At 63.0% G+C, this 23,904-nt stretch carries 22 protein-coding genes and 1 pseudogene; 10 read left to right on the forward strand and 13 right to left on the reverse strand.

From position 1 onward, the window contains the following. Nucleotides 1-51 precede the first annotated feature (51 nt). The 3 genes from F3H41_RS04545 to F3H41_RS04555 all read right to left on the reverse strand — a co-directional run bounded on the left by F3H41_RS04545 (nucleotide 52) and on the right by F3H41_RS04555 (nucleotide 2,865). Nucleotides 52-1,128, reverse strand: a complete 1,077-nt coding sequence (locus F3H41_RS04545; protein ID WP_149737344.1) for a DUF262 domain-containing protein — start codon at nucleotides 1,126-1,128, stop codon at nucleotides 52-54. Next, nucleotides 1,125-1,697 (reverse strand): hypothetical protein, encoded by a 573-nt coding sequence (locus tag F3H41_RS04550; protein WP_149737345.1) that lies wholly within the window; start codon nucleotides 1,695-1,697, stop codon nucleotides 1,125-1,127. Before F3H41_RS04550 ends, F3H41_RS04545 begins: the two co-directional genes overlap by 4 nt. Nucleotides 1,698-2,199: 502 nt before the next feature. Next, on the reverse strand, nucleotides 2,200-2,865 hold the full coding sequence (locus F3H41_RS04555) for a J domain-containing protein (RefSeq protein WP_149737346.1): 666 nt from the start codon (nucleotides 2,863-2,865) through the stop codon (nucleotides 2,200-2,202). Nucleotides 2,866-3,397: 532 nt separating this feature from the next. On the opposite strand from F3H41_RS04555, the gene F3H41_RS04560 reads away from it, so the two are divergent. Next, nucleotides 3,398-3,610: a cold-shock protein gene (locus tag F3H41_RS04560; protein WP_149737347.1), complete on the forward strand. Its 213-nt coding sequence runs from the start codon at nucleotides 3,398-3,400 to the stop codon at nucleotides 3,608-3,610. A 156-nt stretch (nucleotides 3,611-3,766) separates the two neighbouring features. Here the strand turns inward: F3H41_RS04560 and dusA are convergent, their stop codons facing one another. Further along, nucleotides 3,767-4,858 carry a tRNA dihydrouridine(20/20a) synthase DusA gene (gene dusA, locus F3H41_RS04565; RefSeq protein WP_149738217.1) on the reverse strand — a complete coding sequence of 364 codons (1,092 nt, stop codon included), beginning with the start codon at nucleotides 4,856-4,858 and terminating at the stop codon, nucleotides 3,767-3,769. Nucleotides 4,859-5,070: 212 nt separating this feature from the next. Between dusA and F3H41_RS04570 the strand changes: the two genes are divergently transcribed. The 3 genes from F3H41_RS04570 to F3H41_RS04580 all read left to right on the forward strand — a co-directional run bounded on the left by F3H41_RS04570 (nucleotide 5,071) and on the right by F3H41_RS04580 (nucleotide 6,584). Further along, on the forward strand, nucleotides 5,071-5,274 hold the full coding sequence (locus F3H41_RS04570; RefSeq protein WP_149737348.1) for a hypothetical protein: 204 nt from the start codon (nucleotides 5,071-5,073) through the stop codon (nucleotides 5,272-5,274). Between the two features lie 72 nt (nucleotides 5,275-5,346). Then, nucleotides 5,347-6,033, forward strand: a complete 687-nt coding sequence (locus F3H41_RS04575; RefSeq protein ID WP_149737349.1) for a fumarylacetoacetate hydrolase family protein — start codon at nucleotides 5,347-5,349, stop codon at nucleotides 6,031-6,033. A 17-nt stretch (nucleotides 6,034-6,050) separates the two neighbouring features. Then, nucleotides 6,051-6,584 carry a gamma carbonic anhydrase family protein gene (locus F3H41_RS04580; protein ID WP_149737350.1) on the forward strand — a complete coding sequence of 178 codons (534 nt, stop codon included), beginning with the start codon at nucleotides 6,051-6,053 and terminating at the stop codon, nucleotides 6,582-6,584. A 25-nt stretch (nucleotides 6,585-6,609) separates the two neighbouring features. On the opposite strand, the gene F3H41_RS04585 is transcribed toward F3H41_RS04580, so the two are convergent. The 3 genes and pseudogenes from F3H41_RS04585 to F3H41_RS04595 all read right to left on the reverse strand — a co-directional run. Then, a complete protein-coding gene (locus tag F3H41_RS04585) occupies nucleotides 6,610-7,011 on the reverse strand; it encodes a Fur family transcriptional regulator (protein ID WP_149737351.1) in 402 nt (133 codons plus the stop codon). Nucleotide 7,012: 1 nt separating this feature from the next. Then, complete coding sequence (gene znuB / locus F3H41_RS04590) at nucleotides 7,013-7,867, reverse strand: zinc ABC transporter permease subunit ZnuB (protein ID WP_149737352.1); 855 nt, start codon at nucleotides 7,865-7,867, stop codon at nucleotides 7,013-7,015. A gap of 100 nt (nucleotides 7,868-7,967) precedes the next feature. Further along, a pseudogene (locus F3H41_RS04595) lies at nucleotides 7,968-8,798 on the reverse strand (ATP-binding cassette domain-containing protein); the annotation flags it as partial. A 165-nt stretch (nucleotides 8,799-8,963) separates the two neighbouring features. Here F3H41_RS04595 and znuA point away from each other — a divergent pair. From znuA to F3H41_RS04615, 4 genes are all read left to right on the forward strand, one after another. After that, nucleotides 8,964-10,043: a zinc ABC transporter substrate-binding protein ZnuA gene (znuA, locus tag F3H41_RS04600; protein ID WP_149737354.1), complete on the forward strand. Its 1,080-nt coding sequence runs from the start codon at nucleotides 8,964-8,966 to the stop codon at nucleotides 10,041-10,043. 134 nt (nucleotides 10,044-10,177) lie between these two features. Further along, complete coding sequence (locus tag F3H41_RS04605) at nucleotides 10,178-12,091, forward strand: glycosyl transferase (RefSeq protein WP_188129337.1); 1,914 nt, start codon at nucleotides 10,178-10,180, stop codon at nucleotides 12,089-12,091. Nucleotides 12,092-12,314: 223 nt separating this feature from the next. Continuing rightward, nucleotides 12,315-12,890 carry a TRAP transporter small permease subunit gene (locus F3H41_RS04610; protein WP_149737356.1) on the forward strand — a complete coding sequence of 192 codons (576 nt, stop codon included), beginning with the start codon at nucleotides 12,315-12,317 and terminating at the stop codon, nucleotides 12,888-12,890. After that, nucleotides 12,890-14,683: a TRAP transporter large permease subunit gene (locus F3H41_RS04615; protein ID WP_149737357.1), complete on the forward strand. Its 1,794-nt coding sequence runs from the start codon at nucleotides 12,890-12,892 to the stop codon at nucleotides 14,681-14,683. Before F3H41_RS04610 ends, F3H41_RS04615 begins: the two co-directional genes overlap by 1 nt. 174 nt (nucleotides 14,684-14,857) lie before the next feature. On the opposite strand, the gene F3H41_RS04620 is transcribed toward F3H41_RS04615, so the two are convergent. Then, complete coding sequence (locus tag F3H41_RS04620) at nucleotides 14,858-15,964, reverse strand: TRAP transporter substrate-binding protein (protein ID WP_149737358.1); 1,107 nt, start codon at nucleotides 15,962-15,964, stop codon at nucleotides 14,858-14,860. A gap of 292 nt (nucleotides 15,965-16,256) precedes the next feature. Between F3H41_RS04620 and F3H41_RS04625 the strand changes: the two genes are divergently transcribed. Further along, nucleotides 16,257-17,231, forward strand: coding sequence for a LacI family transcriptional regulator (locus tag F3H41_RS04625; RefSeq protein WP_149738218.1), 975 nt, complete (start codon nucleotides 16,257-16,259; stop codon nucleotides 17,229-17,231). A gap of 57 nt (nucleotides 17,232-17,288) precedes the next feature. Here the strand turns inward: F3H41_RS04625 and gndA are convergent, their stop codons facing one another. The 5 genes from gndA to ccoG all read right to left on the reverse strand — a co-directional run bounded on the left by gndA (nucleotide 17,289) and on the right by ccoG (nucleotide 23,346). Next, on the reverse strand, nucleotides 17,289-18,719 hold the full coding sequence (gene gndA / locus F3H41_RS04630; protein ID WP_149737359.1) for an NADP-dependent phosphogluconate dehydrogenase: 1,431 nt from the start codon (nucleotides 18,717-18,719) through the stop codon (nucleotides 17,289-17,291). Between the two features lie 79 nt (nucleotides 18,720-18,798). Continuing rightward, entirely contained in the window at nucleotides 18,799-18,954 is a 156-nt protein-coding gene (ccoS, locus tag F3H41_RS04635; protein WP_149737360.1) for a cbb3-type cytochrome oxidase assembly protein CcoS, read from the reverse strand. Then, on the reverse strand, nucleotides 18,951-21,257 hold the full coding sequence (locus tag F3H41_RS04640) for a cation-translocating P-type ATPase (RefSeq protein ID WP_149737361.1): 2,307 nt from the start codon (nucleotides 21,255-21,257) through the stop codon (nucleotides 18,951-18,953). The genes ccoS and F3H41_RS04640 overlap by 4 nt, the downstream gene beginning before the upstream one ends. Continuing rightward, nucleotides 21,254-21,772, reverse strand: a complete 519-nt coding sequence (locus F3H41_RS04645) for a FixH family protein (protein ID WP_149737362.1) — start codon at nucleotides 21,770-21,772, stop codon at nucleotides 21,254-21,256. The genes F3H41_RS04640 and F3H41_RS04645 overlap by 4 nt, the downstream gene beginning before the upstream one ends. Nucleotides 21,773-21,774: 2 nt before the next feature. Next, complete coding sequence (gene ccoG, locus F3H41_RS04650; protein WP_149737363.1) at nucleotides 21,775-23,346, reverse strand: cytochrome c oxidase accessory protein CcoG; 1,572 nt, start codon at nucleotides 23,344-23,346, stop codon at nucleotides 21,775-21,777. Between the two features lie 140 nt (nucleotides 23,347-23,486). Here ccoG and F3H41_RS04655 point away from each other — a divergent pair, with 140 nt between their 5' ends. Further along, complete coding sequence (locus tag F3H41_RS04655; RefSeq protein ID WP_149737364.1) at nucleotides 23,487-23,861, forward strand: VOC family protein; 375 nt, start codon at nucleotides 23,487-23,489, stop codon at nucleotides 23,859-23,861. Nucleotides 23,862-23,904 lie beyond the last annotated feature (43 nt).

The raw sequence follows: 23,904 nt of genomic DNA on the forward strand, positions 1-23,904 counted from the left end.
TGATCGAATAGCGCTCCAATATTGCCGCCGTAGCCAATTTATATAATAAATTCACTTACGAAGATAATCTCTTATTGTATTGTAGCGAATCGCTCTTTCTTTTTTGTTATTCACTCCTTCCTTCGCAGCAATTGCATAATCAGATGTAGCCTGCTCAGCAAACTTAGACAGTTTTTCATCAAGGTTTCCTGAGCGAACCATCTCTCGAAGATCCTCATCATCAAGCAGCACGCAGAATAATGAAAACGCATTCGATTTTGTACTCCAAAATGGAGCACCACTAGCTACAGAGCGGTTAATTGCCGTTGCAACTCGATTGAACTGGGAAACGACTTCATCTTTTCTATCAAACTCACTGTTAAATGCGTCGAGGCAGTCCTTCACTTTATCATTTCGATTAGAGTGACCTTTTAATTTATAGGCCATCAAATTAAGCGTATACATCAGATGATTCATCCGCTGTATTTCGTATTCACTAAACAAATTCCCCTCGATAACCAATCGCCGAAATTCGAAAGTGTCTTGATTTGCGGCCCACGCCTTAAATTCACGCGGAATATTAGGATCGAACGCGAAAGAGTGCTCCTCAAAATCTGCACCCTCAGGATCATCAAAGTCGAGTTGCCCATTAAGTAGTTTTGCAACAAGCATAAACTCACCTGACGAATATTCAGAAGAAAGCTTCTCAATTGCAGTCATGGAGTAATAAGTTCGGTTTAGGCGCTTAAATATTTCAAAAAGAGCAGGATCGTTTTCAGTTAAATCAAGATCAATAATGCTAACTTCATATTTCAGAAATAACTCTTGCTCGTTTTGAGTAAGGTTATTATAGTAACTACCATCATATGTGAATTCTTGATTTATAAAATCAATAATCGTTGTCAGCCTTTGCTGCCCATCAACAACACATGATGTGCTTTGTTTTGTATCTACATTTATTGTACCCTTTGCGATAAATATTTGAGGAAATGGATATCCCTTTAATATTGTATCTATGAAATCTTTCTTGTGTATATCTCTCCAAACATAGTTTCTCTGGAAATATGGAGACAAAATCAATCTTCCAGTTTCAACTTCATTATATAAATCAACAATTTGCTTTGTACGTGCGTGATATCTAATCATCATATGAACTTTCTTATAGATGGAATTTGCTTCTGCACAAAGCACTCTTCGCTTACATATATTGCAGCGGTAATTTTCTTACACAACAAGGAGTTATCTGCGCTCAAGTCGCGGAAGAACGACATCCACTCTGTTTTAAACTTGCCAGCAGGCAGCAAATCCGGCCTTATCATACCCTTCTGACTTACGTAAAGCTTAAATTCCTCTAGCCCACTTCTACCATCGGATAATCGCGGAAATGCACTGAGCCTCGTAAAAGATTTTGTTTCCAAAATAACCCAAGTCAGGTAACGTGAAAACAATGCTGGAGATATAATTGCGATATCAAGGTCGGATTTCTTTTCATCAAATATCGTAGATTTAAAAGCACTCGCGCCAAGATGACCAGAACCTGTTAATCGAACATTTGATACTTCAATAGAGAAGTTTGTTGCAATACGTAATCGAATTGCGTGCCAGTGTTCCTCCTTTCCTACAAAACAAGACGGGTAGTTTGAAAGAAAGATCGCACCAGCTCGAGTGAAATCGTTTTTTTCTTTGTCAATTATATTCTTATGAGAAGCTGCTAACATCGAGTACCTCTCGCTCGCGGGTAGACCACTGATAGTTACAATTTGACGGTTTCGCAACTCCAGGCCTAAACATAGCAGTCTGATCGCCGGCGTCTAAAGGCAACATGACTGAAATATCTAATACACACCGCCTGCTTCATAATGTTCTGATGGTTACAAATACCATTATTTCCCCTCCATCCCCCTCCGCGCGCACACCGCTTACACTCTCCCCGTCCCGCCATCGGATACACCGGAAGACGCTCCGGCGAGGCGGGACCAGCGCTTGGAGTGTGGGAAAGATGTAAGTCCTCATCCCGGGGGTGCGGAAAATGGTCTGCCTCCGGCGACGGCAGGCGTGGTGCAGCGGCAACGGACCGGCTCTCGCTTCATCGCTTCCAACAGCGCGCCGGCTGTGCTTGTCCGGCCCGCAAGGCGTGAATGCCCGGATGCTCTCGCCGAACCACCATCCGCCGAGCCCGCCCCACATGGCAGACCCCAACGTCAGCGCAGACCCCCCCCCCTACTCCGCCGCCTTGACGACATCCCCGCGCGGCTCCGACACCACGGCCGGCGCCTCCTGCCGGATATCGTAGGCGTCCTGCGGCGGCGCCGGCGGGGGCGGGTCGCGTGCGTCCAGTTCGTAGGCGTAGCCGTCCAGCATGCCGTAGGCCTGTTCGATGGCGGCGATCTGCTGTTCGGTGGAGCGGATGGCGTCGGTGATGGATTGCGAGCGGGCGCGCAGCATGGAGCCCAGCACATCCGTTCCCGGCCGGCGGGCCAGGCGGTCGATATGGTGGCGCACCCGGTCGCGGTGGCGTTCCAGTTCGAGGATGTGGAAGCGGTTCTTGAGGATATCGTCGGAGAGCTTGCGCCGCATCGCCGCCACGGGATCGAAGCTGCCGGGCATGCGCTCGTCGAGAATCATCTCGTTGACCAGCGCCTCCAGCATCATCAGCCCCTTCAGCGCCTTGGGATCGGCCATGTCGGGATCGTAGCCGGTGTCGTCGAACACCTTGCGGCGCACCGGGTCCTTCAACAGCTCGTGCGCCGCCGACAGCTGCGCGAAGGCCTCGGCATCGCCGCCCTGATCGGGATGGGCGCTCTTGGCGGCCTGCCGGAAGGCGGCACGGATCTCCGCCTCGCCCGCATCGCGCGCCACGCCCAGCGTTTCATAGGGATCGATCACGCCTTAGCTCCCCTGTCCTTCACGCTTTCGAGTTTCACGCCCGTTCGCCGCCGGCCCGCGCGAACCCTTGGCCGGCCCATGGCCCGGCCTGTCCTGCCCCTGGGGGCACAATTGCCCCTGGGGTACCGGCTTCGGCCGCGCCCCGCAAGCGCGCACCGGCCCGATCCCCAGAAGGCTTGGCCGCAAAATGGGACGAAAGGGCGGCACGCCGGCGGCTTTCCCCAATCCCGGCCTGCTGCGGAAAAACCATGCCATCGCGGCCGCAAAAGCCGACGGGCCAAAAGTTGGGCGTTGCTTTTCCTCAACAAAACTGTCAAGGCTATCAGCGTTCGGGCGTTTTCTATCCCGGAGACTGGACTGACTGTATGCCCGGCTTGCCGGGTAGCTGACCGCAAGACCCTCTGGCCTCAGGGCCGCAGGCATGGGCCGGCGTCGTAGACGTTCTTTCCCCGTTATCGTGACTACTCGACACACCGCCGTCCGCAGCTTTATCGCGGCGGCAAACTGCAAAAAGGGAAAGAGGATCTCCCCCATGTCTACCAAGGGCACCGTAAAGTTTTTCAACCAGGACAAGGGCTTCGGCTTCATCACGCCGGAAGGCGGCGCGAAGGACGTGTTCGTTCACATCTCCGCTCTCCAGGCTGCCGGCCTGCAGACGCTGAAGGACGGCCAGCAGGTCACCTTCGACACCGAGCCGGATCGCATGGGCAAGGGCCCGAAGGCCGTCAACATCCGCGCTGCCTAATCGGCACGCGCCCGTCTCCGCGACCGGAAACGGTCGCATGGGGATGGCAGCGATTTTGAAACATGGCGGCTCCGGCCGCCATGTTGCGTTTCAGGGGTCGGAAACAGGCGCCGCGCCGCGCGGGTGGTGAAAAAGTCGCCCTGTGATTTTCGCCGTTTAAGCTGACAGCGCCGCGTTGCTGCCGTCCCCGTCGGCTTGCGTCTCTTCCATCCGCACCAGCACCGCCTCGAATGCCCTTGCGATCACCTCCGGCCCGGCATCCGTGCGCGCCGCTTCGGAAGAGAGGATCTGCCGGTAGCGCTTCGCCCCGGCGAGCCCCTGGAAGAGGCCGACCATATGCCGCGTGACGTGGATGAGCCGCCCGCCTCTTTCGATATGCCGCACCGCATGGTCCTGCATGGCCTGCGAGACGCCGCGCCAGAAATCGGCATCGCGCGGGGGAAGGTCGAGCGCCGGCGCCCCGGTCAGCGGATGCGGCACCTGCGCATCCACCTGCGCCAGCAGGCCGCTGTCCTGATAGGCCGCGCGCCCCAGCATCATGCCGTCGAGCCCGGCGCTGGCCGCCGCGCCCTCGGCCAGCGTCTTCAGCCCGCCATTGAGGCCGATGAAGAGATCGGGATGCGCGGCCTTGAGACGATGCACGATCGCATAGTCGAGCGGCGGAATATCGCGGTTCTCCTTCGGCGACAGGCCCTGCAGCCAGGCCTTGCGGGCATGCACCCACACCGCGTCGGCGCCTGCCGCCTTGACCTGCGCCACGAGGTCGAACAGCGCCTCCTCCGGCTCCTGGTCATCGACGCCGATCCGGCATTTCACGGTAACGGGGATCGACACCGCCGCCTTCATCGCCGCCACGCAGTCCGCCACCACCGCCGGCTCGCGCATCAGGCAGGCGCCGAACGTGCCGGACTGCACGCGGTCGGAGGGGCAGCCGACATTCATGTTGATCTCGTCGTAGCCGAAACCGGCGCCGATCCGCGCCGCCTCCGCGAGCTTTTGCGGATCATTGCCGCCCAACTGCAGCGCCAGCGGGTTTTCGCAAGGGTCGAAGCCCAGCAGCCGCTGCCGGTCGCCGCGCAGCACCGCATCGGCGACAATCATCTCGGTATAGAGCAGCGCATGGCGCGACATCTGCCGGGCAAAAACCCGGAAATGCGTATCCGTCCAATCGATCATCGGCGCAACGGCGAAGACGGGCGCACGGAAATAGCGGCCGGCCAAAGCGCCATTGGCCGGTCTCGTCCCCATCGTCTGCTGCGCCTCGTGATCCGTCATGTCGGTATCCTTTCGTCGCGTGGCTCCTACCACGCTGCGGTGCAACGAAGCAATTCCGGGCCTTTGCTGCGCTGCATGTTGACCTTGCGCGGCGAATATGCGGAGGTGCCTCATAAAAAACAATTTCGTGATGCGATGTGATCGCACCGAAATAAATGAATCAAGAAACGGAACGGGAGAGGATCATGCAGGAGGAGAATCTGTACAGGATCGTCGAGGTCAGTCTGCGCCAGGGGTCCGCCCGGCGCGATATCGGCATCATGACGGTGCGCCAGGCGCTGGAACTGCCGCAGGGCGCGACGATCGAAGTGTCCGACCCGACACTCAACTCGCGCAGCGATGGCCGTTACCTGACGCGCGAGCAGTTGAAACAATATGCCTGCGGCTGATGCCGCAGGATTTCCCCGTCGTGAAAAGCAGTGATAGGCTTTGCCATCAACGCAATGCCTGAGTGAGAGTCCATGCAACCGCTTTTCACGCCGCCCGCACCCATTCTTCTTCCGATCGCCGACGAGAACACCGGCTTTCCCGTGCGGCGGGTCTACTGCGTCGGCCGCAATTATGCCGACCACGCCCGCGAAATGGGCCATGAGCCGAACCGCGATCCGCCCTTCTTCTTCCAGAAGAACCCCGACAACCTGCTGACCGGCGGCCGCCCCTTCCCCTATCCGGCCCATTCGGCCGAGGTGCATCACGAGGTCGAGTTCGTCGCCGTCCTGTCGAAGGGCGGGAGCGACATCGCGCCGGACGAGGCGCTATCCCATGTCTACGGCTATGCGGTCGGCATCGATTTCACCCGCCGCGACCTGCAGGCCGCTGCCAAGGCCGCCGGCAAGCCGTGGACGGCGGCCAAAGCCTTTGAGCATTCCGCGCCGATCTCGGCCATCATGCCCGCCGCCCGCATCGGCCATCCCGAAAAGGCCCGCATCTGGCTCGACGTCAACGGCACGCGCCGGCAAGCCGCCGACATTGCCGACATGACCTGGGGCATGGCCGATATCATCGCCCACGCCTCACGGCTCTTCACGCTCGCGCCGGGCGACGTGATCTTCACGGGCACGCCGGCCGGCGTCGGCCCGGTCACGCGGGGTGACACGATCACCTGCGGCATTGACGGTATCGGCATCCTGTTCGTCACCGTCGCCTGATCCGGAAAGGACGCGCCATGCCGCTTTACGCCCTCGACGGCCAACGCCCGGCAACGCCAGCCGTCGACCGCTACTGGATCGCGCCGGATGCCCACGTCATCGGGCGCGTGGAGCTCGGCGAGGATGTCGGCATCTGGTTCGGCGCGGTGCTGCGCGGCGACAACGAGCCGATCCGCATCGGCGCCGGCACGAATATCCAGGAAGGCGCGGTGCTGCACGTCGATCCCGGCTTTCCCGTCACGATCGGTGAAGGCTGCACCATCGGCCACCGCGCCATCGTGCATGGCTGCACCATCGGCGACAACAGCCTGATCGGCATGGGCGCAACGATCCTGAACGGCGCCCGCATCGGCCGGAACTGCCTCGTCGGCGCCAATGCGCTGGTCACCGAAGGCAAGGTCTTCGAGGATGGCAGCCTCATCGTCGGCGCACCGGCCAGGGCCGTCCGCCAGCTGGACGAAGCGGCCATCAGCGGCCTCAAGCTCTCCGCGGCCCATTATGTGAAGAACTGGCAGCGCTTCGCCCGCGGCCTGACGCGCATCGAGGCATAGTACGCGCGCCGCGCGCCCCACGCCGTCAGGCGGCGGCGCAGGTCGCGCAGATGCCCTTGACCTCGATCAGCGTCTTAGTCGGCTGAAACCCCCTGCCCTTGGCCCAGTCGGCCAGACGGTGCTCGATCGCATGGTCATGAAACTCGATGACCTGGCTGCAGCGCTCGCAGATGGCAAAGGCGGTCAGCCCGTGGGCGGCGCAATTGTCGTGCGGATGGGCGCAGGCCACGAAGGCGTTGATGCTCTCGAGACGATGCACCAGCCCCTTCTCGATCAGCTTCTCGAGGGCACGATAGACCTGCAGCGGCGCCCGGAAACCGGCATCGCGCAGCTTGTCGAGGATCGTATAGGCGCTCATCGGCTGGTCCGCATCGCGCAGCGCATCAAAGACCAGCCCCTGGTTTCGCGTCAGATCAAGCTCACTCATCTCAGCCTCCATTTGCCCGCGAATGCCCGCCCGGTCCGGCAAGCCGGTGATCGTGGTCGTCGCCCGAACGCCGGCGACCAATCGGCACAAGGCTGACCACGAAGATCAGCAGCGCCGCAACCACGATCGAAGGGCCGGACGGCGTGTCGTAATGCAGCGATCCGTAAAGGCCAAGCGTTACCGCACAAGCACCGATCACCGACGCCATCACGGCCATGATCTCCGGCGTGCGGGCAAAGCGCCGCGCCGTCGCGGCGGGAATGATCAGCAGCGAGGTGATCAGCAGGATGCCGACGATCTTCATAGCAATCGCGATCACGGCGGCCAGCAGCAGCATGAAGAAGATTTTCGCCCGCTGCGGCTCCAGCCCCTCCGCCTCCGCCAGTTCCGGATTGACGGTTGAGGCCAGCAGCGGCCGCCAGAGATAGATCAGCGACAGGATGACGAGAACGCCTCCGCCCCAGACGATATCGATATCGCTTTCCGTCACGGCAAGAATGTCGCCAAACAGGAAATTGATGAGGTCGACGCGCACCCAGGTCATGAAGGCGAGCAGCACCAGCCCGAGCGACAGCGCCGAGTGGGAGAGAATGCCGAGCAGCGCATCCGTCGACAGCGCGCCGCGCTTTTCAAGCAGGATGAGCAGCAGCGAGACACCCGCCGCCACCGCGAACACGCTGAGGATGATGTTCATATCGAAGAACAGCGCAAGCCCGACGCCGAGCAGCGCCGAATGGGCCATCGTGTCGCCGAAATAGGCCATGCGGCGCCAGATGATGAAACAGCCGAGCGGTCCGACCGTAATGGCAAGGCCGATGCCGGCCACCAGCGCGCGGGTGAAGAAGTCGTCAAACACGCGGGCGCCCCTCCGGCGTATAGCCGTTGAGACGCAGGATGGGCTGATCCGGGTGCGGATGCCCGCAGGAGCAGGTGCCGTCGCCCACATCATGATGGGCGTCGTCGTGGTGCCCGTCGCCGGGATGGCAATCCGCCGTCACCGTGCCATCGGCATGCAGCACGCGGCCATCGGGCAGATGGGTGTGATCATGGTGGTGGCTGTAGACGGCCAACGTCTGCGCGGCCCTTGCGCCAAAGAGCTTGAGATATTCCGGGCTGCGGCTCACCACTTCCGGCGTGCCGCGGCAGCAGACATGGCCGTTGAGACAGATCACCGTGTCGGTCTCGGCCATGACGATATGGAGGTCGTGGGAAATCAGCAGGATGCCGCAGCCGGTCCGGTTGCGGATCGTCTTGATCAGGTCGTAAAGCGCGATCTCGCCGTTGAAATCGACGCCCTGGACGGGCTCATCGAGGACAAGAAGATCCGGGCGCCGGGCAATGGCGCGGGCCAGCAGCGCGCGCTGGAACTCGCCGCCGGACAGGCGCTGTACCTCGGCTTTGAGAAGATGCTGAACGCCGGTGGCCTCCACCGCGTCCAGAAGCTCGCGCCGCGACAGCGGGCCGGTCAGCGTCATCAGCCGCTCCACGGTCAGCGGCAGCGTCCAGTCGATGGCAAGCTTCTGCGGGACGTAGCCGACCTTCAGCCCGGCCTTGCGCGCGACCTTGCCCTCGTCGGCCCTGTAGACGCCGATTGCCATCTTCGCAGTGGTGGATTTGCCCGACCCATTCGGGCCGATCAGCGTGACGATCTCGCCCCGGCGGATCGAAAAATCGACCCCGCGGACCAGAAAGCGGCCCTGCCGGCGAATGCCGGCCTGGCTCAGCGATACCAGCACGTCGCGCGCCTCGAAGGCGCCGCGCGTCGATGCCGCGCCCTGCGGCACCATCTCTTTGTCGGACATTGGTCGATCAAGCATTGCAAGAGGATCCCTGTTGCGTCCTGCTATCGCACACGTTATAGCGTGACGCAATTCATGTAATAACATTACATGTCGACTTCAACACGAACCGGACGCCCTCTTGGCGCCGGATACGGCAAAGACGGAGACCCCATGTCGCGCCTCACTCCCCGCCTCACCACCGCCCTCCTCGCCTCCACCATCCTCTTCGCCGCTTCGGCCGCCGCTGCTGCCGAACCGTCTGTGGTGGTGACGATCAAGCCGATTCACTCACTGGTCTCGGCGATCACCGAAGGCGTCGTGACGCCGACTCTGATCGTCGATGGCGCCGCATCCCCCCACACCTATTCCCTCAAGCCCTCCCAGGCCGCAGCCCTTGAGTCCGCCAACGTGATCTTCTGGGTCGGCCCCAACCTCGAAGCCTTCATGGAAAAGCCGCTGGAGGCGCTCGGCGGCAAGGCCAAGGTGGTCGAACTGCAGGATGCACCCGGCCTCATCACCCTTCCCTACCGCGAAGGCGGCCCCTTCGAAGCCCATATGCATGACGAGAACGAGGGCCACGCCGAAGGCGAAGCCGGACACGACCATGCGAAGGAAGAGGCGCATGCCCATGCCGGCGAAGCCGCCCATGCCCATGAGGGCGAGGACGAGCATGCAGAAGTAAAGGGCCACGACCACGCGCATGAGCATGGCCACGACCATGATCACCACGGCATCGACGCGCATCTGTGGCTCGACCCGCAGAATGCATCGGCCATGGCCGACGAGATCGCCAAGACCATGAAGGCCGCCGATCCGGAACACGCCGCCGCCTATGACGCCAATCTCGCCAAGCTGAAGACGCGCCTGAAGGACCTCGAAACCTCGATCGCCGCGACCATCGCACCGGTCAAGGACAAGCCCTTCATCGTCTTCCACGATGCCTACCAGTATTTCGAAGGCCGCTTCGGCGCCAAGGTCGCCGGCTCCATCACCGTCAGCCCGGAGGTCATGCCGGGCGCCCAGCGCCTCAAGGAAATCCACGAAAAGATCGGCACGCTCGGCGCCACCTGCATCTTCGCCGAGCCGCAGTTCGAGCCGAAGCTCGTCAACACCGTCATCGAGGGCACCAAGGCCAAGGCCGGCGTGCTGGACCCGGAAGCCGGCAACCTCACCGCCGGTCCCGACCTCTATTTCCAGATGATGGAAGGCATCGCCACCTCGCTGAAGACCTGCCTCTCTTCGGAAGGCTGATGCCCCATACCCGCCTCGCGCAAGCCGGTCTGATTACCCTCGGGTCCGATAGCGAGCACAGTGCCATGGCAATGAAGACGGCGGGCTTGCCCCGCCGTCCGTGTTTTTGGCGCTCCGGCACGGAGGAAACGGGTTTGACGACGGCACTGGCAGCAGCACGATCAGCCTATGCGGCGGGCGATTACATTGCGGCACTCACGGTGCTCAGCGACCTCCTCGACGGCAGCGAGGATGCGGCAGTGCTTCTCCTGCTGGCGGACACGTTCGAAAAGCTGGGGCTGCTTCAGGAAGCGGCCGACAGCGCGGCACGCGCCGCCGATTGCGCCGATCCCAGCATTGAGGCACTGAACCGCGCCGTGACGCTGCATGCCGGCTTTGGCGATGATCAACGCGTTCAACTCTACGGCATGAAGCTCTTCGACCGTGCGCCCGACGATGCCGCCAATGCCGCCCATCTCGCCGCCTCGCTGCTACGCACCGGCGAAACCGACCTCGCCCGCCATTTCCGCACCCCGCTCGCCGGCAGCGATGATCCGCGCCATATTATGCTCGCCGCCCAGCTCTATGCGGATGAAGACCGCGATCCCGCGGTTCTTTCCGTCTTCCGCAAGGTCGCGGCGCTCCATCCTGACGACCCCTTCGCTCGGTTCAAGCTGCTCTCCGTCGCCCGCAATTTCTGTGACTATGAGACGATTGCGGCCATCGAAGCAAAGCTCGCCCCGGCGCTGAAGCAGAAGGACGCCTCTGTATTCGAGGGCGACACCGCCTATTCAAACCTTCTGTGGTGCGGCGACGAGGCGGTGAACCGGCTCGCCAGCAATGGCGCCGCGCACGTCCGATTTCCAGCACCCGCTGACATCGCCGCACGTCGCAGCAGTCGGCACGACTGGGGCGAGCGCCTGCGGATCGGCTACCTCTCCAGCGACATCTGCGACCAGCACGCCACGATGCGCCTTTTCCAGGCCGTGCTGGAAGCACATGATCCCGAGCGCTTCGAGGTGACGCTCTACTGCTACACGCCCGATGGCCTCATCGGCCGCGACACGGGGCGCCGCGCCCGCTGGGGCCGGATCGTCCCGATCGGCCATCTCGATGATACTGACGCCGCGGCCACGATCCGCAAGGACCGGATCGATATCCTCGTCGACCTCAAGGGACGGACGGCCGGCGCCCGCTGCGGCATCCTCAATAGCGGCGCGGCGCCGGTGCAGGTCGCCTGGCTCGGCTTTCCCGGCAGCACGGTCGGTGTCGATCTCGACTATGTCATCGCCGATCCGATTGTCCTGCCAGACGGATCGGCGGCGCATTACCATGAACACGTCTGCCGCCTGCCGGAAACCTACCAGCCCAACGATCCCCGCCACCGCGCCCTGCCGGAGGCGGCAAGCCGCGCCGAACTCGGCCTGCCGGAGGATCGCTTCGTCTTCGCGGCCTTCAACGCACAGCGGAAGATCTCGCTGCAGACCCTCGATATCTGGGCACACATCCTGCGGCGCGCCCCGCGCGCGGTGCTCTGGGTGATGATCGACGGCGCGCTGGCCCGCAGCAATTTTGCGGGTGCGCTGCAGGCCCGCGGCGTGCAGTCCTCCCGGATCGTCTTCGCGCCGACGCTCGACTATTCCAGCCACATCGCCCGCCTGCAGGCCGCCGATCTCGGCCTCGACACCTTCCCCTATAACGGCCATACGACCACTTCCGACAAGCTCTGGGCTGGACTGCCGGTCATCACCTTGAAGGGGACGAATTTCGCCTCGCGCGTGACCGAGAGCCTGCTTGGCGCCATTGGCCTGCCGGAGCTCGTCCTGCCGGATCGCGACGCCTTCGTCGCGCGCGCCGTTGCGCTTACTGGCGATGCACCCACCCTTCAGCGTTACAAGCACACCATCGTGGCCAACCGATTCCAGGCGCCGCTCTTCGATGCAGAGCGATTCTGCCGCCATCTGGAGCGCGCCTTCACAACGATGGCGGATCGCGCCAGAGCGACGCTCCCGCCCGCGGCCTTTGACGTTCCGGCGCTGCCGCCACGCAAGGGAGCGTTCGGCCCATGACATCCACATTGACCCAGACACAGGATCGGGTTTCCCGTGGAGACAGCGGTTTTCCGCCCTGGAAAAGACGTTTGGAGCGACACGGCGCGAAGCCTGCAACTTTGGTCTAACGCTATCACTCATCGCTTGAAAAGCCGGGCCAACGCTTGCAACCCGGGCTGAAATCAGCACTCATGAAAGTGTCTGGCAAAACAGATCCAAGAGACCAGATGGGGAGGCTCCTATGCAATCATTACTCGGCCTGAGCCGGGTCATCGACACGATCACGGCGTGGATCGGCAAGTCGGTCGCCTGGCTCATTCTCGTCGCAGTGCTCGTCAGCGCCGGCAATGCCATCGTCAGAAAGGTGCTCAACACCTCGTCAAACGCCTGGCTTGAAGCGCAATGGTATCTCTTCGGCGGTGCCTTCATGCTGGCGGCAGCCTATACGCTGCAGCAGAACGAACATATCCGCATCGACGTGGTCTACGGCAAGTTCTCGCGCCGCACCCAGCACTGGATCGATCTTTTCGGCCACTGCGTTTTCCTCATGCCCTTCGTGCTCCTGATGATCTGGTATCTCGTCCCCTACGTGATGGCGTCCTACACGTCGCAGGAGGTCTCCTCCAGCGCCGGCGGCCTGATCATCTGGCCCGCACGCGGCATCCTTCTCGCCGGCTTCTTGCTGCTCGCCGCCCAGGGCGTGTCGGAAATCATCAAGAAGATCGCCATCATGCGCGGCGTCATCGATGATCCCACGCCCTACGTCCCCACCCATGCGCCGCTCGACATGGATACGCCCGCCGGGGAGAAACACTGATGATCGAGTTCATTGCTGAAAATCTCGCGCCGATCATGTTCGTGTCGCTGATCGTGTTCCTGCTTCTGGGATATCCGGTCGCCTTCGCGCTTGCGGCGAACGGCCTGCTCTTCTTCATCATCGGCGTCGAGCTGGCGCCCTTCTCCGACAGCATCAACCTCTCATGGCCACTGCTGAACGCCATGCCGGAACGGCTCTGGGGGGTGATGTCGAACGACACATTGCTCGCCATTCCCTTCTTTACCTTCATGGGGATCGTGCTGGAAAAATCCGGCATGGCCGAAGACCTGCTCGATACGATCGGCCAGCTCTTCGGACCCATCCGCGGCGGCCTTGCCTATGCCGTGATCTTCGTCGGCGCGCTTCTGGCCGCAACGACCGGCGTCGTGGCCGCTTCGGTCATCGCCATGGGCCTCATCTCGCTGCCGATCATGCTGCGCTATGGCTATGATCGCCGGGTTGCTTCGGGCGTCATCGCGGCCTCCGGCACGCTGGCGCAGATCATCCCGCCCTCGCTCGTCCTCATCGTTCTCGCCGACCAGCTCGGCCGTTCCGTCGGCGACATGTATGCCGGCGCCCTCATCCCCGGCATGGTGCTGACAGGCCTTTACATGGGCTATATCCTGCTCATGTCCTTCCTGAAGCGGGACTCCATGCCGGCGCTGCCGCTCGAAGCACGAACGCTCGGCTCCGGCGTCACCTCGCTGGCAGTCGCCCTCGTCGTCGCCGCCGTCTTCGCCTATGGCGCCCACGTCTATCTCTACCCGACGCATGGCGCCAATGCCGACATTCTCGGCGCCACGGTCGGCGTCGCCTTCATCTACGTCGTCACCGTGCTCGACAAGATGCTCAACATCAACATGATGTCGCGCCTTGCCCAGCAGGTGATCATCGTGCTGATCCCGCCGCTCGCACTGATCTTCCTCGTGCTCGGCACCATCTTTCTCGGCATCGCCACGCCGACCGAAGGCGGCGCCATGGGTGCCGTTGGCGCGCTCGTCATGGCAGCGGCCAAGCGTCGCCTGTCCCTGGATGTCATTTCCCAGGCACTGACGGCAACGACGCGCCTGTCGGCCTTCGTGCTGTTCATCCTGATCGGTGCCCGCGTCTTCTCGCTCACCTTCTATGGCGTCAACGGTCACCTCTGGGTCGAGCACCTCCTGGTCTCCCTGCCCGGCGGCGAAACCGGCTTCCTGATCGCCGTCAACCTGCTCGTCTTCTTCTTGGCCTTCTTCCTGGATTTCTTCGAGCTCGCCTTCATCATCGTGCCGCTGCTCGCGCCGGCCGCCGACAAGCTCGGCATCGACCTGATCTGGTTCGGCGTGCTGCTCGGCATCAACATGCAGACCAGCTTCATGCATCCGCCCTTCGGCTTCGCGCTCTTCTACCTGCGCTCGGTGGCCGCCAAGGTGCCCTATCTCGACAAGGTGACGGGCAAGCGGATGGAGCCGGTCACAACCGGCCAGATCTACTGGGGCGCGGTGCCCTTCGTCGGCATCCAGATCATCATGGTGGCGCTGACGATCATGTTCCCGCAGATGGTGATGCACTACAAGGGAACGGGCGCGGTGGTGGATCCCAACACGATCAAGATCGAGGTTCCCGGCTTCGGCACCAGTGGCGGCCTGCCGGGCCTCGGCACCGACAATGGCGGTGGTCTCGGTCTGCCCGGTGGGCTGAACGGCCTGCCCGGCGGCCTTGGCGGCACCCCGCCGGCCGGCACGGATCCCGCATCAGGCGAGCCGCAGCAGAAACCGGCCACGGACCTCTCGGCACCGCCTGCCTTCAACTGACGACCAAGGCATATCGACGCACAAAAAAGCAGCCGCCCCGATCCACCCGGGGCGGCTGTCGTTTATGGTGAAGGCATCCGGGCTCTCCGGAGCCCGCACACCCAGGACCGGACAATGAAAAACCCGGCGCCGTTTCCGACGCCGGGTTTCGCGATACCGATGATGGATACCAGATTACAGCTTGCCGCCGCGCTGCTGGATCATCATGAACGTGTCGTAGTTGTATTCGGCGATCTGCGCATTGAGGTAATACTCGCCGCGGAAGGCCTTGATCGACTCCCAGATCTTCTTGAAGGTCGGGTTCGTGGCTTCCATGTCGGCATAGACCTGGTTGGCCGCATCGAAGCAGGCCGACAGGATTTCCGGCGAGAAGGGGCTGAGCTTGGCGCCGGCTGCGACCAGACGCTTGATGGCCGGCGGGTTCAGCCAGTCATACTTCTGCAGCATGTTGGCGTCAGCTGCCTGGCAGGCGGTGCGCAGCAGCGACTGGTACGCCTTCGGAAGACCGTCATAGGCCGCCTTGTTGAACATGGCGTGCACGGTCGGACCACCTTCCCACCAGCCGGGATAGTAGTAGTAGGGCGCGACCTTGTAGAAGCCGAGCTTCTCGTCGTCGTAGGGACCGACCCACTCCGCAGCATCGATCGTGCCCTTTTCGAGCGAGGGGTAGATGTCGCCGCCGGCGATCTGCTGCGGCACGACGCCGAGCTTTTCGACGACCTTGCCGGCGAAGCCGCCGATGCGCATCTTCAGGCCCTGCATGTCGGCAACGGTCTTGATTTCCTTGCGGAACCAGCCGCCCATCTGCACGCCCGTATTGCCGCCCGGGAAGCCGACGAGGCCCTGGGTGGCCAGAAACTCGTTGAACATCTCGATGCCGCCGCCATGGTACTGCCAGGCATTGTGGCCGCGCGCGTTCAGCGCAAAGGGCACGGCCGCGCCGAGCGCCCAGACGGGATCCTTGCCCCAGTAGTAGTAGGACACGGTGTGGCAGGCTTCCACGGTGCCCGCGGCAGCAGCGTCCGCCGCCTGAAGGCCCGGAACGATTTCACCGGCCGCGAAGACCTGGATCTGGAAATTGCCGTCCGTGGCTTCGGAGACGTATTTCGAAATGACCTCGGCACCGCCGTAGATCGTATCGAGCGATTTGGGGAACGACGAGGTCAGGCGCCAGTTCACCTTCGGGGTGCTCTGGGCCAGTGCCGGCGCAGCCAGCGTCGAAGCGGCCGCAGCCCCCAGTCCCCCGAGGCTGGCACGCTTGATGAATAGACGGCGATCCATGTTTCCTCCCTTGATCCGCCAGAGCCTCTCCCCCACCGGGAAAGGCCGGATCGACGCCTCCACGCGCCCGGTTTCCGGTCGGAAAAACACGGACGCAAACGCCAACCCGTGATGAGCCTTGCATAGGGATCGGCACAAGTCCAGCATGTGCCGGATGACGAAAATTCCAACTTTCGTCTAATGCGGGAGCCATCGCTTTGCTATAAGGTCATCGGCGGGGAAGCGTTCGGCGAGAGGCGGCTTGAACAGTCATCACGAGACCAGGAAGGATGGGATTGCCGCGGCAATCCGTATGCGGCCGACGCTGAAGTCGATCGCGGAGATCACCGGTCTCGGCATCACAACCGTGTCGCGTGCCCTGAAAGACGCGCCGGACATTGGTGCGGACACCAAGGCGCGTGTGCGCGACGTCGCGCGCGAACTCGGCTACCAGCCCGATCGGGCGGGCCTGCGCCTGCGCACCGGCAAGACCTACGTCATCAGCCTCATCATGTCGCTTGAAGAGGAGGTCATGGGCGTGACGAGCCCGGTCGTCATGGGCATTTCGGAGGTTCTGGCCGGCACGCCCTATCAGTTGCTGGTCTTGCCCTACAAGAAGACCGACGATCCGCTCGCCCCCGTCCGCTACGTGCTGGAAACCGGCGCTGCCGACGGCATTATCCTCTCGCGCACCCAGCCGGGAGATGCACGGGTGCGCCTGCTTCTCGAACATGGCCTTCCCTTTGCCACCCACGGCCGCACGACCCTCGATTCGGTCCACCCCTTCCACGATTTCGACAATGAAGCCTTCGCCTTCGAGGCCGTGCGCCGCCTCGCCGAACGCGGCCGACGGCGCATCGCGCTCGTTCCGCCCCCTCCGGACTTGACCTACCACGCGCATCTGCGGTCCGGTTTCGAGGCGGGGCTCCTGGCGTTCGGCCTGAAGGAATGCTCTCTCGGGGCCCTGACGTCGGATGATTGCCTGCTGACGATCCGCGATGCCTGCCAGACCCTCTTCGCGCGCGCCGACGCACCCGATGGCATCGTCTCCTCCGCGTCCTCCAGCACCACCGCGCTGGTGGCCGGGCTCGACCTTGCGGGCCGCAGGCTTGGCGCGGATGTCGACATCGTCACGAAGACGCCCAACGACGTGCTGCTCTGGCTGAGGCCTGAACTCATCACGATCCGGGAGGATTTCCGCCTCGCCGGGCGCGAGCTTGCCCGCGCCGTCCTCGCCCGCATCGACGGCGAAAGCCCGGAAACGCTGACGTCCCTCAGCAGCTTCTGAACCAGAAAGGGCCGCCGAACGGCGACCCTTCTGAAGTGAACGGCGATGGGCTTGGTCTCAGCCGCCCAGACCGCTGCCCCAGGGGCCATGGTGGCTGTCGGCACCATCGACACGGTCGAAACCATGGGCGCCGAAGAAGTCGCGCTGCGCCTGGATGATATTTGCCGTACCGCGACCCCGACGATAGCTGTCGAAATAGCCGAGCGCCGAGGCCAGCGCGGGAACCGGAAGGCCCGCCAAGGCAGCCGCCGAAACGACCCGCCGCAACGCGCCATCGGTTTCCTTCACGAGATCGGCAAAGGCCGGCGTGACGATGAGGTTCGCAACATCGGGCGCCTTGGTGAAGGCCGAGGTGATCTCGTCGAGGAACTGCGACCGGATGATGCAGCCGGCTCGCCAGATGCGCGCAATCGTCGGCATCGGGAGATCCCAGCCGAACTCCTTCGAGGCCGTCGCCATCACGGCAAAGCCCTGCGCATAGGCGCCGATCTTCCCGGCGAGCAATGCGCCTTCGAGGTCCCGGATGAAAGCGGCACGATCGGCGACGGTGAGCGGGGCGACATCCGGCAAGCCCAGCGCCCTCTCGGCCGCCTCACGCTCGTCCTTCATCGACGAGATGGAACGTGCCGCCACGGCCGCCTCGATGCCGGTTGCCGGCACACCCATGTTCTGGGCTTCGATGGCGGACCACTTGCCAGTGCCCTTCTGGCCGGCCTTGTCGAGGATCATGTCAACGATCGGCTTGCCGCTGATCGGATCGGCGACATGCAGCACCTTCTCAGTGATCTCGATCAGGTAGGACTCCAGACGCCCCTTGTTCCAGGTGCCGAAGACCTCGCCGATTTCGTCGGCGCTCATCTTCAGTCCGTCCCGCAGGATGCCGTAGATTTCAGCGATCATCTGCATGTCGGCATATTCGATGCCGTTGTGGATGGTCTTGACGAAGTGGCCGGCGCCATTCTCGCCGAGCCAGGCAACGCACGGGTCGTTGTCATACTTGGCGGCGATCGAGGTCAGAACCGGCTCGACGCGCTTCCAGGACTCCTCCGTGCCGCCGACCATGATGGAGGGGCCGTGCCGGGCGCCCTCTTCCCCACCGGAAACGCCCATGCCGATGAAGGTCAGGCCGGTATCCTTCAGCGCCTCGAAGCGGCGCATCGTGTCGCGGAAATTGGCATTGCCGGCATCGATCATGATGTCGCCCGCAGACAGATGCGGCTTGAGAAGCGCCATCTGCTGATCGACCGGTTCGCCCGCCTTGATCATGATGATGATCGGACGCGGCGGACGGATGGCCGCCACGAACTCTTCGATCGTTTCACAGCCGATCAATTGGCCACGAAGATCGCCGGCCTCTTCGAGGAATTCACGGGTGCGCTCCACCGTCCGGTTGAATACGGCGATCTTGTTGCCCTTCTCGGCAATGTTGAGCGCAAGGTTTGCACCCATCACGCCAAGTCCGATAAGCCCGATTTCCGCCTGTGCCACGTCAATGCCTCCATTCGACTTTTGTCGTGCCCTATGTGGCATTTGAATCGATTAGCGGCAAGGTCATCTGGTCCGAAAATCAGGGCTTCGGCCGGTCGTCCTGATCGTCGAGAACACGCCAGCCGGCCCCTTCGAGATCGTCGTACTGGCCGCTTTTCAGCGACCAGAGGAAGGCAAAGAGACCGAGACCACCAAGGAAAAGGGCGATAGGGATGAGGTAGACCAACGTGTTCATGCCGCCCTCTCCCGCCCGACGGCGAAGCCCTGCTGGGCGCCCGCCTCTTGCCCCTTCACGCGTCGGCGGCCAAGCCCCTTGAGGCGCAGCGCATTGACGATCACGACGATCGAGGAGGTGGACATGGCCACCGCCGCCACCAGCGGCGTTGCGTGGCCGAGGATGGCGACCGGGACCGCAATCACATTGTAGCCGATGGCCAGCGCGAAGTTCTGCCGGATCAGCCGCCCGGCCCGGCGCGAGACCGCGATCGCATGGGAAACAGCGCCGAGATCTGCGTGCATGAAGACGAAATCGGCGGCCTGTCGTCCGACATCCGCGGCAGTGGCCGGGGCCATGGAGACATGCGCGGCCCTCAGCGCCGGCGCATCGTTGATGCCATCGCCCACCATCAGCACGCGGTGGCCGTGCCCGCGCGCATCTTCGATGGTTTCTGTCTTGCCACGCGGGCTCAGCCCCGCAAACCAGCGGGCAATGCCGAGCCGCTGCGCCAGGCCCTCGACGACGGGCGCGCGGTCACCGGAAACGATCGCGAGATCAAAGCCCTCGGCCGACAGCGCCTCCACGGTTTTGGCGGCACCGGGACGCAACTGGTCCTCGAACAGGAAGATCGCCTCGATCGTCCCGTTGCGCGACAGGACGACCTCCGAAAAGGCCTGCCCGCCCGGACGATCGTCCACGCCACCGGCGCCGCCAGCAAAGGCGCGGCTGCCGAGCCGCCAGAGATCGGACCCGATGGCCGCCTCCATGCCCCCGCCGGGAATTTCCCTCAAGGTCCCGCTGTAACCGGCGGGATGACCAGCCGCCGCATGCAGCGCGATCGACAGCGGATGGCGCGAGCCTGCCGCAAGGCTGGCCGCCCGGGACAGGAGATCCGGCGAAACATCGCCGCCATTCACCAGTCTCGGCTTGCCGATTGTCAGCGTGCCCGTCTTGTCGAAGAGGACCGTGTCGATTTCGGCAAGACGCTCCATCGCCGAGCCGTCCTTGACCATGACGCCGCCTTCGAAGAGCCGACCAGCCGCCACCACCTGCACGACGGGCACGGCCAGACCGAGCGCGCAGGGGCAGGTGATGATCAGCACGGAAACCGCGATCAGCATGGCGTGCTGAATGTCCCCCTCCACCAGCATCCAGCCGATGAAGGAGAGAAGCGCCAGCAGGTGCACGGCCGGCGAATAATAGCGAGCCGCGCGGTCGGCAATGCGCCGATAGCGGGCCCGCCCGCCCTCGGCCGCCTCCATCAGCGCGATCACATCGGCCAGGAAGGATTCGCGCGCCGACGCCATCGCGGTGATGGTCAAGGCACCCGTGAGATTGAGCGTGCCACCCTGGACGGCCGTACCGGCCGCAACGGCCAGCGGCGCGCTTTCGCCGTTGACCAGCGAGCAATCGAGATCGCTCGAGCCGGTTTCCACCACGCCATCCACGGGAATACGCTCGCCGGCCGCGATGAGGATGCGGTCACCGGGCTTCAGATCGCCCGTCGGCCGATACTCGCGCTGTCCATCATGGAGTTCCACCATGGCGCCGCGTGGCATCAGCCGGGCAAGACCGCTGATCGCGGAGCGCGCCCGGCCGCGCATGAGATGGTCGAGCGTGCGGCCGATGAGCAGGAAAAACAGCAACGTGACGGAGGCATCGAACCAGGCATGCGCCCCGTGATGGATCGTCTCGTAGACAGACATGCCGTAGGACAGCGTCACGGCAAGCGCGATCGGCACGTCCATGTTGGTGCGGCCGTGCTTGAGCGCGTTCCACGCCGAGAGATAGAAGAAGCGGCCGGCATAGACCAGCGCCGGCGCCGCGATCATCGCCGAGATCCAGTGGAAGAGATCGCGCGTGGCGTGATCGGCGCCCGACCAGACGGAGACCGACAGCAGCATGATATTGGCGGCAGCAAAGCCGGACACGGCGACCGCACGGATCAGCCCCTGCAACTCGAGGTCCACCTCCTCTTCGCCCGGCGTGAAGAGGTGGATGGCATAGCCAGTGCCGGAGAGCGGGGCGAGCATGGCGCGCGGGTCAACCGGCCCGCCCTCACCCGCCTCCCGGAAGACGATGCTGAGCCGGCGGGTGGAAAGATTGACGCGGGCCCGCACGATATCCGGCTGTCCGGCAAGCGCGCCTTCGAGCGTCGTGATGCAGGCGCCGCAATGGACACCCGGTACGCTCAAATCGATCTGGCGGCAGCCGTCGCCGAGCGACCGGCTGGCCAGCATCAACTCCTCCGATGGCGGCAGATCGCCGGGGCCACCGGCCAACTCGATCGCCGCCTCTGTTCCGGGCGCGCAACAACTCATGGCTGGGCTCCCGTCACGATCAGCCGCACCGCCTCGCGGTAGAGGCGGCGGGTCGTGCCCGTTTCGTCCACGCCGGTCGTGTCGATGTCGGCGATCCACTGTCCGGACTTGATCGCGAGCGTCGCGGTATAAAGGCCATCGCCGCGCGGCGTCAGGTCGAAGGACAGATCCTCGTGGCTTTCGACGGGGCGGCGCAAGTCGACATGCACGCGCGTCACGCCGGCCAGTGGCGTCCCGTCCGCGGCCAGCAGCCGATAGCGCACGGACTGGCCGTCGGCCGTCACTGTCGTGCGAATGCCGCTTCCCGTCAGCGCACGCGCCTCGGCAGCCTTTTCGTTGAACTCCTGGCTCGCCACGTAGGAATTCTGGACCACCAGCCCGCTCCAGGTGGAGGTCGCATACCAGGCCATGAGGATGTTGACCGAAATGACGACACCGAAGAAGGCGATCATGATCGCCAGCATATGCCAGCCCGTGAAAACCTTCTCGCGCGGTTCCATCATGCTTCTTGCCATTTTTACTCTCCCGGCGCGTTGAAGTGCGCGTTGTAGACATCCCGTTCGTGGCTGGCCGTGTCCTCGGCAAGGAAGCGGAAGCCTTCGGCCGCCTCGGCGAGCCTGTCCTTGCCGAGCGTTACGAAGACCTTCAGCGTCGTCACCTTGTCCGGCGTGACGGGCACCGCGAAACTGCGCCCATCGCCCGGCGCCTGTCCGGCGATGCGCATCGTCCCGCCCGGCAGTCCTTCCATCGACAGCGTGATGACGCGTTCCTCGGGGATCATGTTGAGCAGCTTGACGACATAGCCGTTGCGAACGGAACCGTCGGATTCCAGCACGAATTGCGGATTGCGATCATGCAGCACGTTGAGGTCCAGCCGGTCGCGCGACAGAAGCGCCACGATGAGGCCGATGCCGACCAGGGCCCAGACACCCATGTAAAGAAGCGTGCGGGGCCGGAAGATGACATGCCAGTTGAAGTGGCGCAGCTTCTCGGTGAACCTGCCGTTCTCGTCGCGAACCCGCTTGGGGTCGATGACGCCGGCGCCGTCCTGCGCCAGCGCCATGTTTGCCTCGTAGTCGCTGAGGGTGGCGTAGGAGATCAGACCGCGCTCCCGGCCGAGCTTGTCCATCACACCGTCGCAGGCATCGATGCACAGCGCGCAGGTAATGCATTCCAGTTGCTGTCCGTCGCGGATGTCGATGCCCATGGGACAGACGACCACGCAGGCATTGCAATCCACGCAGTCACCGACAGCGGCACCGGCCGCAACCGCCTTCTTTGCATGCTTGGTGCGCGGCTCGCCCCGCCAGTCGTTATAGGTAACCGTCAGCGAGTTTTCGTCCAGCATCGCGGCCTGGATGCGCGGCCACGGGCACATGTAGGTGCACACCTGCTCGCGCATCAGCCCGCCGAACACGTAGGTGGTCGCCGTCAGGATGGCGATGGTGATGTAGGCGACCGGCGCCGCATTGCCCGTCAGGACATTTACGAGCAGCGTCGGTGCATCCGCGAAATAGAAGATCCAGGCGCCGCCCGTGGCGATGCCGATGAAGAGCCAGACCGCGTGCTTGCTGACCCGCTTCCAGAGCTTGTCGAAGCTCCATGGCGCGGCATCCAGCTTGATGCGGGCATTGCGATCGCCCTCGATGAAGCGCTCGACGACAAGGAAGAGATCGACCCACACGGTCTGCGGACAGGTATAGCCGCACCAGGCGCGCCCGACCGCCGAGGTCACGAGAAAGAGACCGAAACCAGCCATCACCAGCAGGCCGGCGACGAAGAAGAACTCCTGCGGCCAGATTTCGATGAAGAAGAAATAGAAGCGGCGGCCCGCAAGATCGATCAGCACCGCCTGATCCGGCGCGTGCGGTCCCCGGTCCCAGCGAATCCAGGGCGTCAGATAGTAGATGCCGAGCGTGATCAGCATCACCAGCCACTTGAACTGCCGGAAGCGGCCATTGGCGCGCTTGGGGAAGATCTTCTTGCGCTTCTCGTAGAGCGGCTTGCGCACCTTGGCCGAATTGACCGGCTGCGCATCGTGGCGCTCGACATCGGCGGGTTCGAGATCGGGAGCGGTGTAGAGATTCATCGGGCATGTCCTCGTGATGACTGCCTTCTCCCATGCGCCCACCGACGACACCTTGACTTAAGTCAAGCTGCGGCATTGTGGCGCTCTCTGCGCCGTGATAGAGATGAGAACAAAACAAGATCATGCACGCGGAGAGCCCGATGTCCAACGCACAGACCACCTCGTCCTCACGCGACAACCGTATTGATTATGTCGAGTTCAACGTGGCCGATATCGCCCGCGCCAAAGCCTTCTACGGTGCCGTTTTCGGCTGGAGCTTCGTCGATTACGGCCCGGCCTATTGCGAATTCCGCGACGGGCGGCTTGCCGGCGGCTTCACCACGACGGCACCGGTCAAGGCGACGGGTGGACCGCTGGTGATCCTCTATACCGACGACCTCGAAGCGGCCGAGGCGCGGGTCCGCTCTGCCGGCGGCACGGTGAGCGTGCCGATCTTCGCCTTTCCGGGCGGGCGTCGCTTCCACTTCACCGATCCCGATGGCTACGAGCTCGCCGTCTGGACAGAAAACGTCTGACCGCAAACATGCAAAGAGGCCACGCAGGTTTCCCCGCGTGGCC

It is taken from the genome of Rhizobium sp. RU20A (assembly GCF_900155885.1).
Lineage (GTDB): Bacteria > Pseudomonadota > Alphaproteobacteria > Rhizobiales > Rhizobiaceae > RU20A.

Excerpts from the sequence above, each read along its gene's own strand:
- F3H41_RS04545 (WP_149737344.1), bottom strand. The coding sequence starts at position 1,128 with ATGATGATTAGATATCACGCACGTACAAAGCAAATTGTTGATTTATAT.
- F3H41_RS04550 (WP_149737345.1), bottom strand. The coding sequence starts at position 1,697 with ATGTTAGCAGCTTCTCATAAGAATATAATTGACAAAGAAAAAAACGAT.
- F3H41_RS04560 (WP_149737347.1), top strand. The coding sequence starts at position 3,398 with ATGTCTACCAAGGGCACCGTAAAGTTTTTCAACCAGGACAAGGGCTTC.
- dusA (WP_149738217.1), bottom strand. The coding sequence starts at position 4,858 with ATGGGGACGAGACCGGCCAATGGCGCTTTGGCCGGCCGCTATTTCCGT.
- F3H41_RS04570 (WP_149737348.1), top strand. The coding sequence starts at position 5,071 with ATGCAGGAGGAGAATCTGTACAGGATCGTCGAGGTCAGTCTGCGCCAG.
- F3H41_RS04575 (WP_149737349.1), top strand. The coding sequence starts at position 5,347 with ATGCAACCGCTTTTCACGCCGCCCGCACCCATTCTTCTTCCGATCGCC.
- F3H41_RS04580 (WP_149737350.1), top strand. The coding sequence starts at position 6,051 with ATGCCGCTTTACGCCCTCGACGGCCAACGCCCGGCAACGCCAGCCGTC.
- F3H41_RS04585 (WP_149737351.1), bottom strand. The coding sequence starts at position 7,011 with ATGAGTGAGCTTGATCTGACGCGAAACCAGGGGCTGGTCTTTGATGCG.
- znuA (WP_149737354.1), top strand. The coding sequence starts at position 8,964 with ATGTCGCGCCTCACTCCCCGCCTCACCACCGCCCTCCTCGCCTCCACC.
- F3H41_RS04610 (WP_149737356.1), top strand. The coding sequence starts at position 12,315 with ATGCAATCATTACTCGGCCTGAGCCGGGTCATCGACACGATCACGGCG.
- F3H41_RS04615 (WP_149737357.1), top strand. The coding sequence starts at position 12,890 with ATGATCGAGTTCATTGCTGAAAATCTCGCGCCGATCATGTTCGTGTCG.
- F3H41_RS04620 (WP_149737358.1), bottom strand. The coding sequence starts at position 15,964 with ATGGATCGCCGTCTATTCATCAAGCGTGCCAGCCTCGGGGGACTGGGG.
- F3H41_RS04625 (WP_149738218.1), top strand. The coding sequence starts at position 16,257 with ATGCGGCCGACGCTGAAGTCGATCGCGGAGATCACCGGTCTCGGCATC.
- ccoS (WP_149737360.1), bottom strand. The coding sequence starts at position 18,954 with ATGAACACGTTGGTCTACCTCATCCCTATCGCCCTTTTCCTTGGTGGT.
- F3H41_RS04640 (WP_149737361.1), bottom strand. The coding sequence starts at position 21,257 with ATGAGTTGTTGCGCGCCCGGAACAGAGGCGGCGATCGAGTTGGCCGGT.
- F3H41_RS04645 (WP_149737362.1), bottom strand. The coding sequence starts at position 21,772 with ATGGCAAGAAGCATGATGGAACCGCGCGAGAAGGTTTTCACGGGCTGG.
- ccoG (WP_149737363.1), bottom strand. The coding sequence starts at position 23,346 with ATGAATCTCTACACCGCTCCCGATCTCGAACCCGCCGATGTCGAGCGC.
- F3H41_RS04655 (WP_149737364.1), top strand. The coding sequence starts at position 23,487 with ATGTCCAACGCACAGACCACCTCGTCCTCACGCGACAACCGTATTGAT.